A 12855-nucleotide genomic window follows, 5' to 3' on the forward strand; every position below is an offset into this window, starting at 1 on the left:
CGCCGAATGGGCGGCGGCCCAGGAACAGGTGTTGACCCGTTTCACCCCCGCCGCGCCGGATCTTGACCCCGCGCCCCTGCGGGCCGGGCTGGCGCGCGGGGTGGGGTCATTCCTGGGCCGGCTGTTCGGCCCTTATCGCGCGGCGTCGGCACAGCTGCAGACGCTGCTGGTAGGCCCGATGCCGTCGGCGGCCGCCGACCGGCTGGCGCTGGCGGATGAGCTGGTGGCGCTGCGCCGCCTGCGCCGTGTCCTGGCCGAGGACGAGGCCTATCTGACGGCGACCCTGGGGACCGACTGGCGGGGCGAGCGGACGCCCTTTGCGCGGCTGGCGGCGGTGGCGGGCTGGCTGGGAGAGTTGGACGGCTGCCTGCCGGACGGGGCGGCGGTGGTGCAGGCGCTGACCGACATTCCCGACCCCGCGGCGCAGGGCGATGCGCTTGCGGCGGCCGTGCAGGATGCGCGGGCGGCGCTGGCGCGGGTTCGCGACAGGCTGGACCTTGACGCGGAGGCTGCGGGCCTTGCGGGCGATGCGTCGATCGCGGATTGGCAGGCGGCGCTGTCGGGCATGTCCGACGCGCCCGCCCGCTATGCCGAATGGGCCGATCTGGCGCGCGACGCGCAGGTGGCGGGCCGCCACGGCGCAGCCGCGGTGGTCGAGGCCGTGCGTGCTGGGCAACTGGCCCCGCAGGACGCCGCGACCGAGTTCGCCTATGCCTGCGCCGAGGCGCGCTGGAACGCCGCCCGCCAGGCGCGTCCCGCGCTGAACGATCTGCCGATGCTGGATCGCCACGACCTGGTCGGCCTGTTCCGCCAGCTGGAGGCCGAGCGGATCGAGGCCACCAAGACGCTGATTCTGTCGCGACATTTCGACCAGCTGCCCCGCGGCACGCAGGGAGAGATGGGCCTGATCCGCGGAGAGATCGCCCGCCGCCGCGCGCACAAACCGGTGCGCTGGCTGATGCGCAACGCGGGCGCGATGGTCCAGCGTATCAAGCCGGTGATGCTGATGAGCCCGATCTCGGTCGCCCAGTTCCTGCCACCCGATGCGGTCAGCTTTGATCTGCTGGTCATCGACGAGGCGTCGCAGATCCGCCCCGAGGACGCCTTGGGCGTCATCGCGCGTGCGCGCCAGATCGTCGTGGTGGGCGACCAGAAGCAGCTGCCGCCGACATCGTTCTTCGACCGGCTGGTCGACGATGCCGAAGACCAGGACGAACCCGAGGACGGCCCCCAGGGTGCGAACGTGGCCGACATGGAGAGCATCCTGTCGCTGTGCGAGGCGCGGGGACTGCGGTCGCGGATGCTGGAATGGCATTACCGGTCGCGCGACCCGTCGCTGATCCGGGTGTCGAACGCGGAATTCTATGACGACCGGCTGGTGCTGCCGCCGTCGCCCTTGCAGCTGGACCCCGATTACGGGCTGAAGTTCCGTCGCGTGTCCGGCGTCTATGCCGCGCGCGGCAGCGGGCGGGGGCGCGCGGGGACGAACCGGATCGAGGCCGAGGCCGTCGTCGCCGCCATGGCCGATCACGCCCGCAACTGGCCGGGCCTGTCCCTGGGCGTGGTCGCCTTCTCCAAGGCGCAGGCCGACATGCTGACCGAGGTGGCGGATGCCGCCCGCCGCCGCGACCCGGCGCTGGACGCGCTGCTGCGCGAGGGCGGGGCCGAGGACGTGTTCGTCAAGAACATCGAGAACGTGCAGGGCGACGAACGTGACGTGATCCTGATCTCGGTCGGCTACGGCCCGTCCGAACCCGACGGGCCGCTGACCCGGATGCAGTTCGGCCCGGTGAACGGCGAGGGTGGAGAGCGTCGTCTGAACGTGCTGTTTTCCCGCGCGCGCATCCGCTGCGAGGTGTTCGCGTCCTTTGACCCGGGCCAGATCGACCCGTCGCGGACCACCCGCGAGGGGCCGCGCGTCCTGAAGCGGTTCCTGGATTTCGCGCAGTCGGGCATCATCGAGGAACGCCGCACCACCGGTCTGGCCCCCGACAGCCCGTTCGAGGAGGATGTCGCGCGCGTGATCCGCGATCTGGGCTATCTGGCCGATCCGCAGGTCGGCAGTGCCGGGTTCCGCATCGATCTGGGCGTGCGCCATCCCGACCGTCCAGGCCAGTACCTGGCGGCGGTCGAATGCGACGGCGCCGCCTATCACGGTGCGCTGTGGGCGCGCGAACGCGACCGTCTGCGCCAGGACATCCTGGAAAATCTGGGCTGGCGGTTCCACCGCATCTGGAGCACCGACTGGTTCCACCGCCGCGAGGCGGAGATCGCGCGGCTGCGCGATGCCCTGTCGCAGGCCCGCGATGCGGCACAGGACGGCATCCGCCCGCGCGGCGCGAACCATGGGGCAGGGCCCGTCGTCCAAGACGACCCCGAACCGGTCCTGGAGCTGGCGCCGCCCTCACTGTCCGTGCCGCCCTATCGCCGCGCGGACCTGCAGGCCCCGCCCGAGGGAGAGCCCCATGACCAGCCCGACGCCGTCCTGGCCGACCTGGCCGCGGCCGTCATCCGCACGGAGGGACCGGTCCATGCCGACGAGGTGGCGCGGCGCATCGCCGCGGCCTTCGGCAAGGCGCGCACCGGCAGCCGGATCGGAGAGGCCGTGGCCCGCGCCACCGCACTGGCCCTGCGCCGCGATGCCGACCTGATGCGGCAGGGCGATTTCCTGATGACCCGGGCGCAGGCCGACAGCCCGCCCGTCCGCGACCGCAGCGCCGAGACGGGCAGCCTGCTGAAGGCCGCCTGCCTGCCCCCGCAAGAGATCGCCGCCGCCGCGCGGATGATCCGGACCGAGAACGGCGGCATGACGCCCGACCAGCTGACCCGCGCCGTGGCGCGCCTTCTGGGCTTTCAGCGCGTGGGGCCGGACCTGTCCGAGGCGATATCGGGGGTGCTGCTGGGCATGGCCGCGGCCTGAGGCCTATTCCCCGCCGGGCGGAATGCGATTATGGCTGCCGCACAAGGCAAGGGAGCCGGACCGATGCGCGTGGACCTGATCATCTTCGACTGCGACGGCGTCATCGCCGACAGCGAGGTGCTGTCCGCGCAGGTGCTGATCGACCAGCTGGCGCGTCTGGACATCGTCGTGACGCCCGACGACGTGCGCCGCGATTTCCTGGGGCGCAGCTTTCCCACGGTCGCGGCGTCGATCCGCGACCGCTTTGCCCTGACCCTGCCCGCCGATTTCGAGGCGACCTATCGGGCCCGCCTGCTGGCGCGGTTCGACACCGACCTGCGCACGACGCCGGGCTTTGCCGATGCGCTGGCGCAGATCCGGCTGCCGGTCTGCGTCGCGACCTCGTCCAGCCCGCCGCGGGTGGCGCGGACGCTGGCGGTGCTGGACCTGGCGCAGCGGTTCGGCGCGGACGTCTTCACGGCCAGCCAGGTGGCGCGCGGCAAGCCCGCGCCCGACCTGTTCCTGTTCGCGGCCGAACGGATGGGCGTCGATCCTGCCCACGCCCTGGTGATCGAGGACAGCCAGCCCGGCCTGCAGGCGGCCCGCGCGGCGGGAATGCGAGTCCTGCAGTACCGCGGCGGCGCCCATCTGGCGGGACAGCCCGCAACGGACGAGGGCTTTGACTGCTGGTCGCAGTTCCCCGACCTGCTGGCGCGCATCCAGGTGCCCGCATGAGCCAGAACCATTTTACCCCCGAAACGACCCGCCTGGACGATGCCGCCCGCGCCGGCTGGCTGTACTACGTCGCCGGAAACACCCAGGACGAGATCGCGCGCAAGCTGGGCGTCAGCCGCCAGACCGCGCAGCGTCTGGTCGCGATGGCGCTGGCCGAACGGCTGGTCAAGGTCCGCCTGGATCACCCGATCGGACGCTGCATGGACCTGGCGCGCGCGCTGCAGGACCGGTTCGGCCTGCTGACCGCCGAGGTTGCGCCCTCGGACCCCGAGGCGCCGGACCTGTTGGCGGGCATCGCCATCGCCGCCGCCGCGCATCTGGAACGCGTGCTGAAATCGCCCGAACGGCGGATCGTCAGCCTGGGCACCGGGCGCAACCTGCGCGCCACGGTGGAACAGCTGCCCCGCATGACCTGTCCCCAGCATGTCGTCGTGTCCCGCCTCGGCAACATGATGGAGGACGGGTCGGCCACCCCCTACAACGCCACCATCCGGCTGGCAGAGCGCATCGGCGCGCCGCACTTTCCCTATCCGCTGCCGGTGCTGGCGCGCGACGCGGCGGAACTGGCGGCGATGCAGGGACAGCAGGCCGCCCGCAACACCATCGACCTGTGCGCCCGTGCCGACCTGTCGCTGGTGGGCATCGGACAGATGGACATGACCGCGCCGCTGCATGTCGACGGCTTCCTGAGCAAGGCCGAAATGGCGCAGCTGGCCCGCGCCGGTGCCGTGGGCGAGATCACCAGCTGGGTCTATGACGCCCGGGGCCAGGTGATCGATTGCGACTTCAACCGCCGCGTGGCGTCGGCGCCGCTGCCCTGCGGAAGCGACCGTCCGGTGATCGCCGTCGCCTCGGGACAGGCCAAGCTGCCGGCCATCCGCGCGGCGATGGTGGGGGGGCTGATCAACGGCCTGATCACCTCGGAGGCGACGGCGGAACGCCTGCTGGCCTGAAGAACTGCACTGTCGTCAAGCCTTTACACCCTCGCTGCACTGCGGCGGGGAATCTGCGTTGACAGATTTGCAAGACGGCGCGAGTATATGCCCATCGGAAGGGCAAATGCCCAACCGCCAAGGGAGGACTACATGACCACGACATTCCGCGCCCTTCTGGGCGCTACGGCCCTGTGCGCCGTCGGCAGCATGGCCGCCGCGCAGGACAACGTGACCCTGACGATCGCGACCGTGAACAACGGCGACATGATCCGCATGCAGCAGATGACCGCGCCCTTCACCGAGGCGAACCCGAACATCCAGCTGGAATGGGTCACGCTGGAGGAGAACATCCTGCGCGAGCGCGTCACCACCGACATCGCCACCAGCGGCGGGCAGTATGACGTGCTGACCATCGGCACCTACGAGGTTCCGATCTGGGCGGCGCAGGACTGGCTGACGCCCCTGGACGACCTTCCCGAAAGCTACAACGTGGACGACCTGGTCCCCGCCGTGCGCGCCGCCCTGTCGGTGAACGACACGCTGTACGCCGCGCCGTTCTATGCCGAATCGGCAATGGTGATGTACCGCACCGACTTGGCCGAGGCTGCGGGCGTGACCATTCCCGACAACCCGACCTGGACCGACATCACCGCCGCCGCCAAGGCGATGACGGACAAGGAGAACGAGGTCTATGGCATCTGCCTGCGCGGCAAGCCGGGCTGGGGCGAGAACATGGCCTTCCTGACCGCCATGGCCAACAGCTATGGCGCGCGCTGGTTCGACATGGAATGGGCGCCCCAGTTCGACAGCCCCGAATGGCAGGCGACGCTGACCGACTATCTGACGCTGATGAACGAATACGGACCTCCGGGTGCGTCGTCGAACGGCTTCAACGAGAACCTGTCGCTGTTCCAGCAGGGCAAGTGCGGCATGTGGATCGACGCGACCGTCGCCGCAAGCTTCGTGACCGACCCCGAGGATTCGACCGTCGCGGACAGCGTGGGCTTTGCGCAGTTCCCCAACAAGGAAGGCGTCGACAACCACGGCAACTGGCTGTGGGCGTGGAACCTGGCCATCCCGGCCTCCAGCCAGAAGCAGGACGCGGCCAAGACCTTCGTGGCCTGGGCGACCAGCCAGGAATACACCAACATGGTGGCCGAGGCCGAGGGCTGGCGCGCCGCACCTCCGGGCACGCGCACGTCGCTGTACGAGAACCCCGAGTATCAGGCCGAGGCTCCGTTCGCGGCGATGACGCTGGAATCGATCAACGCCGCCGACACGCAGAAATCGTCGGTCCAGGACATTCCCTACACCGGCGGCCAGTTCGTCGCGATCCCGGAATTCCAGGGCATCGGCACGGCGGTCGGACAGACCTTCTCGGCGGCGCTGGCAGGCCAGATGTCGGCCGAGGACGCCCTTGCGGCGGCACAGTCCAGCACCGCCCGTGAAATGGCGCGCGCGGGCTATCCCAAATAAGCCGCGACCCGCGCCGCCCCCGACATGCGGGGCGGCGCACCCCCGCTTTCCCCCAAAAGGACGCTAGCCATGGCCACCCGCCAGACCGCAAGTCTTGCGCGCCTGATGCGCGCACCTGCCATCATCCTGCTGCTGATCTGGATGATCGTCCCGTTGGGGATGACGCTGTACTACTCGTTCCTGAACTACAACCTGCTGAACCCGGCCTCCGTCAGCTGGGCGGGGTGGTTCAACTATCAGTATTTCTACACCGATCCGGCCTTCTTCGACGCGATCTGGAACACGCTGGCCTTGGTGCTGGGCGTGCTGGCGATCACCGTCACCCTGGGCATCGCGATCGCCCTGCTGATCGACAAGCCGATCTTCGGGCAGGGGATCGTGCGGATCCTGATCATCTCTCCGTTCTTCGTGATGCCGCCGGTGGCCGCGCTGATCTGGAAGAACATGATCATGCACCCGTCCTATGGGGTCTTTGCCGACATCGCGCGTGCCATCGGCGTGCAGCCGGTGGACTGGTTCGCGCAATATCCGCTGACCTCGATCATCATCATCGTGGCCTGGCAATGGCTGCCCTTCGCGACGCTGATCCTGCTGACCGCCCTGCAATCGCTGGACGGCGAACAGATGGAGGCGGCCGAGATGGACGGCGCGGGCGCCGTCAGCCGGTTCATCCACCTGACCCTGCGGCACATGGCACGCGCCATCACCGTCGTGGTGCTGATCCAGACCATCTTCCTTCTGGGCATCTATGCCGAGATCCTGGTGACCACCAATGGCGGTCCGGGCAATGCCAGCACCAACCTGACCTATCTGATCTATCGCGCGGCCCGTCTGAACTTCGACATCGGCGGTGCGGCCGCGGGCGGCATCATCGCAGTCATCCTGGCCAACATCGTCGCGTTCTTCCTGATGCGCGCCGTCGGCAAGAACCTGGATTGAGGAGCATCCCATGGCACGCGCAGTAAGCACCCGCACCAAGGTCGGCTATACCATTGCCGCCTGGATCGTGGCCTTGGTGATCTTCTTCCCGATCCTCTACACGATCATCACCAGCCTCAAGACGGAACAGGAGGCCATTTCGGGCTTCAGCCTGATCCCGTCCTTCACCCTGTCCAGCTTCGAGGCGGTGCAGACCCAGAACAACTACTGGAAGCCCTTCACCAATTCGGTGATCCTGGCGGTGGGTTCAACCATCCTGGCGCTGATCGTCGCGATCCCGGCGGCCTGGGCGATGGCGTTCTCTCCCACCAAGCACACCAAGGACATCCTGATGTGGATGCTGTCCACAAAGATGATGCCCGCGGTCGCGGTGCTGGTGCCGATCTATCTGATCTTCCTGCGCACCGGGCTGATGGACACGCGGATCGGCCTGACGGTCATGCTGATGCTGATCAACCTGCCGATCGTGGTCTGGATGCTGTACACCTATTTCCGCGAGATCCCCGGAGAGATCCTGGAGGCCGCGCGCATGGACGGCGCCACGCTCAAGGACGAGATCCTGTACGTGCTGACGCCCATGGCGGTGCCGGGCATCGCGTCGACCATGCTGCTGAACGTCATCCTGGCCTGGAACGAGGCGTTCTGGACCATCCAGCTGACCACCACCAACGCCGCGCCCTTGTCGGCCTTCATCGCCAGCTTCTCCAGCCCGCAGGGGCTGTTCTGGGCGAAACTCTCGGCGGCCTCCGTCATGGCCATCGCGCCGATCCTGATCATGGGCTGGTTCAGCCAGAAACAACTTGTCCGCGGCCTGACCTTCGGCGCGGTGAAATAAGGGGACCATCATGGGACGCATTACCCTTGAAGCAGTGACCAAGCGGTTCGGAGACGTCGAGGTCATCCCGCCCCTGAACCTGGACATCAACGACGGAGAGTTCGTGGTCTTCGTCGGCCCCTCGGGCTGCGGGAAATCCACCCTTCTGCGCCTGATCGCGGGGCTGGAGGACACGTCGGGCGGGCGCATCCTGATCGACGGCAAGGATGCCACCGACACGCCCCCGGCCAAGCGCGGCCTGGCGATGGTGTTCCAGTCCTATGCGCTGTACCCGCACATGTCGGTCAGAAAGAACATCGCCTTTCCGATGCGCATGGCGGGTGTGCCGCAGGACGAACAGGACCGCCGCATCACGGCGGCCGCCAAGGCGCTGAACCTGACCGATTACCTGGACCGCAAGCCGGGCCAGTTGTCGGGCGGCCAGCGCCAGCGCGTGGCCATCGGGCGGGCCATCGTGCGCGAACCGGCCGCGTTCCTGTTCGACGAGCCGCTGTCGAACCTGGACGCTGCCCTGCGCGTCGGCATGCGCCTCGAGATCAGCGAGCTGCACAACCGCCTGAAAACCACGATGATCTATGTCACCCATGACCAGGTCGAGGCGATGACCATGGCCGACAAGATCGTGGTCCTGCGCGCCGGCAACATCGAACAGGTCGGCAGCCCGATGGAGCTGTACCGCGCGCCCAGGAACCTGTTCGTCGCGGGCTTCATCGGCAGCCCCAAGATGAACCTGATCGACGGGGCGGCGGCCGCGGAATACGGTGCCCACACCATCGGTATCCGGCCCGAACACATCGCGGTGTCGCCCGATCACGGCAAGTGGCGCGGGCGCGTCGGCGTCAGCGAGCATCTGGGATCGGACACGTTCTTCTATGTCGAGGACACGGGTCTGGCCGACACCATCACGGTGCGTGCGGGCGGCAACATCGACCTTCATCACGGCGACACCGTCTGGCTGACCCCGGACGACGCGCAGATGCACCGCTTTGACGCCACGGGGGCGCGGGTGGCATGATGCTGTCGGGAAAGACCGCCCTGATCACCGGGGCCGCGCGCGGCATCGGGCTGGCATTCGCCCGCGCCTATCTGGATCAGGGCGCGCGCGTCGCCATCTGCGACATCAACCTGGAGGCCGCCCGCGCGGCGGCCGCGGGTCTGGGCCAGGGCGCCATCGCCGTGGCGCTGGACGTGACCGATCAGGCCAGCATTGACGCCTGCGTGGCCTCCGTGGAACAGCAGTTCGGCGGCATCGACATCCTGATCAACAACGCGGCCCTGTTCACCGCCGCCCCCATCGCCGAGATCACCCGCCCCGATTACGACCGCATCATGGCGGTCAACGTGTCGGGCACGCTGTTCATGATGCAGGCCGTCGCGCGGTCCATGATCGCGCGCGGCAAGGGCGGGCGGATCATCAACATGGCGTCCCAGGCCGGCCGCCGTGGAGAGGCGCTGGTCGCGGTCTATTGCGCCAGCAAGGCCGCGGTGATCAGCCTGACGCAATCGGCGGGCCTGAACCTGATCGCCCACGGCATCAACGTGAATGCCATCGCGCCCGGCGTCGTCGACGGCGAACATTGGGATGGTGTGGACGCGTTCTTCGCGAAATACGAAGGCAAGGCCCCCGGCCAGAAAAAGGCCGAGGTGGGCGCCGCCGTCCCCTTCGGTCGCATGGGCACTGCGGCCGACCTGACCGGCATGGCGGTGTTCCTGGCATCCGACGGGGCCGACTACATCGTGGCCCAGACCTACAATGTCGACGGCGGCAACTGGCTCAGCTGACTGCCGCACCCCCTGCAATTCCCGGCCCCCCGCGCGCATCCTGCGCCGCGGCCACGGGGCGATTTGACGAAAGGTCCGATCATGGCCATCCAACTGACCCAATCCGCGCTGGCCGGGCTGCCCGACACCGTGGCACGCCCCGCCTATGCCCGCAGCGCCCTGACGGCGGGCATCATGCATGTCGGCGTCGGCAATTTCCATCGCGCGCACATGGCGTGGTACCTGGACCGGCTGTTCGCCCAGGGGCGTGACCACAGCTGGGCGCTGATCGGCGCGGGCGTGCGTCCGGGCGACGCCGCGATGCGCGAACGGCTGGCGGCCCAGGACTGGCTGACCACGCTGGTCGAGCTGGACCCCGCGGGCCTGTCCGCACAGGTGCTGGGCTCGATGATCGATTTCGTGGCCGTGGACCCCGCAGCCACCATCGCCGCGATGGCCGATCCGGCGATCCGCATCGTCTCGCTGACCATCACCGAGGGCGGCTATTACGTCGATGCCAAGACCGACGGCTTCGATGCCGGTCACCCCGACATGGTGCATGACGCGGGCGCGCCGGATGCGCCGCGCACCGTGTTCGGCATGATCCTGGCTGCGGTGCGGGCGCGGCACGCGGCGGGGCATGCGCCCTTCACCGTCCTGTCCTGCGACAACCTGCCGGAAAACGGCCATGTCTGCGCGCGCACCCTGACGGGGCTGGCCCGCGCGCAGGACCCCGCGCTGGCCGATTGGGTTCAGGCCAACGTGGCCTTTCCGAACAGCATGGTCGATTGCATCACCCCCGCCACCAGCGACCGCGAGCGAGCCCTGGTCCGCGACCGCTTCGGCATCCAGGACGCCGCCCCGGTCGTCTGCGAGCCCTTCCGCCAGTGGGTGCTGGAGGACAACTTCCCCCAGGGCCGCCCCGCGCTGGAGGCCGTGGGCGCGGAATTCGTCGCCGATGTCAGCCGCCACGAGTTGATGAAGCTGCGCATCCTGAACGGCGGTCATGCGGCCATCGCCTATGCCTCGGCGCTGCTGGGGCATCATTTCGTGCATGACGCGATGGCGGACGGGGACATCGCCGCCTGGCTGCGCGCCCTGGAGACGCGCGAGATCATCCCGACCCTGCAGCCCATTCCGGGCGTCAGCTATGACGAATACCTGGCGCTGATCGTCAGCCGCTTCTCGAACCCGGAAATCGGCGACACCATTCCGCGCCTGTGCCTGGACGGGTCGAACCGCCAACCGAAATTCATCCTGCCGACGCTGCGCGACCGGCTGACGGCGGGCGCGCCCATCGACGGGCTGGCCCTGGAGCTGGCCCTGTGGTGCCGCTATTGCGAGGGCACGACCGAGGCGGGCGATCCAATCGTCCCCAATGACGACGCCCATGCCACGCTGCGCGACCATGCGCTGGCGGCAAAGGATGATCCGCAGGCGTTCCTGTCCCAGCACGCGATCTTTGGCGATCTGGCGGGGTCCGCGCCCTTGGTCGCGGCCTTCGGCGACGCGCTGGCCGCGTTGCGCCGGGACGGGGTGCGGGCGACGCTGGCGGCCTATGTCGCGGGCATGCCCCACAGCTGAAAGCTGGCGGCCAGGTCAGGGCAATCGGCTGCGGCCTGGGCGGGCGTCAGGCCCGCGCCGGCCGCGGCCCAGGCATGGCGGATGGCGCGCACCCCCGCGGCCGGCCCGTTCGGATGGCCGTGGATGCCGCCGCCGCCCAGATACATCAGGTCCAGCGTGCCGCCCGTCCGCGCCCAGGTGTCGAAGGCCTGACCGCCCCATTGCCCCGAACAGACCACCGGCAGCGCCCGGTCAGCCTCCGAGAAGATCGGCGTCGTGACGTCCGCGAAGGACCGCACGAAGCTGTCGTCGCCCTCCCAATATTTCGCGCCGATGCCGTTGATCTGGAACTGATCGACGCCCAGAAGACGCCAGATCTTCTGCCAGGCGCGAAACTCGAAGCCCAGGCCCGGATGGCGCGTCAGCAGGTCCCACCCGTTGCGATGCGCGTGCAGGCACAGCGCCGACCGCCGCCGCAGGAAGGCCATCGCCCCCGGCCCGATCGAGTTGATGTTCACCACCGCCGCATTGCCGCCCCGGGCCACGACGTGATCGTGGCGGCGCATCATCACGTCCGGGTCCGCCGATGACAGGCCAAAGGCATACATCACCTGTTTCCCGGTTCGCTGCGCGTGGTCTCGGATGACCGCCATGACGGCATCGACCCGTGCCTCGAAGGGGGAATAGGCGGGCGACATCATCTTTTCGTCGTCCTTGATGAAATCGACCCCGGCCTCGCACAGCGGACGCACGACCTCGGCCGTCTGATCGGGGGTCAAGCCAAGCGAGGGCTTGATGATCGACGCGATGATGGGGCCCTCCGCGACCCCGGTCAGGCGGCGAGAGCCTTCGATTCCAAATTGCGGCCCCGGGTGGGCCGCGAAATCGGGCGTCAGGTCGAAATCCAGCACCCGCATGCCGGTCAGGCCGCGCGCCGCGAAGAGGCCCCCCGTGGTGACCGTCAGCAGCGCCGCGATGTCGCCGCCGATGCTGTCGGGCGAAAAGGCGATGGTCGCGCGGGCGCGCCGCACCGGCCCCGCCCCTTCGGGCAGCGAGGGCTGGGGCAGGGGCTCCAGCATCGTCACCTCCTCGACCCGCGCGGCGTGGCGGGCGCGCAGGGCGTCGGTCTCTCCGGGCAGGTCGGTGAAGGTGCCGGTGGACTGGTCGGCCGCGATCTTTTCCGCCATGGCGCGCGGGTCGCCTGGGGTCTCCAGCAGATAGGTGACGCGGATCATGGCTGCTCCTGATGTCGGGGGCCGCCGCCGTCGCGGATCCAGCCGAAATAGTCGGTCGAGCCCATCTGCCCGCCCTTCAACGCGATCTCCAGCCCGTCATGCGGGCCGTCCCCATGCGCCCGGCACAGGGCCGCGCCGGGGATGGTGGGGGCCAGCGCGGTCAGCGCCGTCAGGCCCAGCTGCCGCATCGCGTGCCCCGAGGTGTCGCCCCCCGAGATCACCGCGCGGCGGATGCCCGACCCGCGCAGCACCCCGTCCAGGATGCGGCCCAAGCCCTCTCCGATGCGCCGGGCGGCGGTCTCGGGCGCAATGCCGGAGGCCGACAGCGCGCCGCGGAACGCGCCGACCTGCGCGCCGTCATGGCCCGCCGCCGAATGGATCAGCGGGCTGGCGCCGTCATTTGCGGCACGCAGGGCGGCAGCGGTCAGGCGCGCGACCTCGGCCGCCAGATCGCCCTCGGACCCGCAGGCGGCGCGC

General features: G+C 69.2%; 11 protein-coding genes. 9 read left to right on the forward strand and 2 right to left on the reverse strand.

Features of this window, described 5'->3' with window-relative positions:
- The 9 genes from TW83_RS07260 to TW83_RS07300 all read left to right on the forward strand — a co-directional run.
- Nucleotides 1–2920, forward strand: a 2920-nt coding sequence (locus tag TW83_RS07260) for a DUF3320 domain-containing protein (protein WP_045982112.1), incomplete at its 5' end; no start/stop codon positions are given.
- A gap of 63 nt (nt 2921–2983) precedes the next feature.
- Complete coding sequence (locus TW83_RS07265; protein WP_045982113.1) at nt 2984–3634, forward strand: HAD family hydrolase; 651 nt, start codon at nt 2984–2986, stop codon at nt 3632–3634.
- Entirely contained in the window at nt 3631–4587 is a 957-nt protein-coding gene (locus TW83_RS07270) for a sugar-binding transcriptional regulator (RefSeq protein WP_045982114.1), read from the forward strand. Before TW83_RS07265 ends, TW83_RS07270 begins: the two co-directional genes overlap by 4 nt.
- A gap of 132 nt (nt 4588–4719) precedes the next feature.
- Nucleotides 4720–6045, forward strand: a complete 1326-nt coding sequence (locus tag TW83_RS07275; RefSeq protein WP_045982115.1) for a sugar ABC transporter substrate-binding protein — start codon at nt 4720–4722, stop codon at nt 6043–6045.
- Between the two features lie 69 nt (nt 6046–6114).
- On the forward strand, nt 6115–6984 hold the full coding sequence (locus TW83_RS07280; protein WP_045982116.1) for a sugar ABC transporter permease: 870 nt from the start codon (nt 6115–6117) through the stop codon (nt 6982–6984).
- A gap of 10 nt (nt 6985–6994) precedes the next feature.
- The gene (locus TW83_RS07285) at nt 6995–7819 is read left to right on the forward strand and encodes a carbohydrate ABC transporter permease (protein ID WP_045982117.1); all 825 of its coding nucleotides are present in this window, start codon (nt 6995–6997) and stop codon (nt 7817–7819) included.
- Nucleotides 7820–7829: 10 nt separating this feature from the next.
- On the forward strand, nt 7830–8834 hold the full coding sequence (locus tag TW83_RS07290) for an ABC transporter ATP-binding protein (protein WP_045982118.1): 1005 nt from the start codon (nt 7830–7832) through the stop codon (nt 8832–8834).
- On the forward strand, nt 8831–9601 hold the full coding sequence (locus tag TW83_RS07295; protein ID WP_045982119.1) for an L-iditol 2-dehydrogenase: 771 nt from the start codon (nt 8831–8833) through the stop codon (nt 9599–9601). The genes TW83_RS07290 and TW83_RS07295 overlap by 4 nt, the downstream gene beginning before the upstream one ends.
- 81 nt (nt 9602–9682) lie before the next feature.
- Nucleotides 9683–11164 carry a mannitol dehydrogenase family protein gene (locus TW83_RS07300; RefSeq protein ID WP_045982120.1) on the forward strand — a complete coding sequence of 494 codons (1482 nt, stop codon included), beginning with the start codon at nt 9683–9685 and terminating at the stop codon, nt 11162–11164.
- On the opposite strand, the gene oiaX is transcribed toward TW83_RS07300, so the two are convergent.
- The gene (oiaX, locus tag TW83_RS07305) at nt 11137–12378 is read right to left on the reverse strand and encodes a 3-oxo-isoapionate-4-phosphate decarboxylase OiaX (RefSeq protein ID WP_045982121.1); all 1242 of its coding nucleotides are present in this window, start codon (nt 12376–12378) and stop codon (nt 11137–11139) included. The two genes, TW83_RS07300 and oiaX, sit on opposite strands and share 28 nt — an antisense overlap.
- Nucleotides 12375–12855: nucleotide-binding domain containing protein (locus TW83_RS07310; RefSeq protein WP_045982122.1), on the reverse strand; the 481-nt coding region annotated here is incomplete at its 5' end. The genes TW83_RS07310 and oiaX, both read right to left, overlap by 4 nt.

Origin of the sequence: Paracoccus sp. S4493, assembly GCF_000967735.1 — a bacterium.
Classification (GTDB): domain Bacteria; phylum Pseudomonadota; class Alphaproteobacteria; order Rhodobacterales; family Rhodobacteraceae; genus Paracoccus; species Paracoccus marcusii.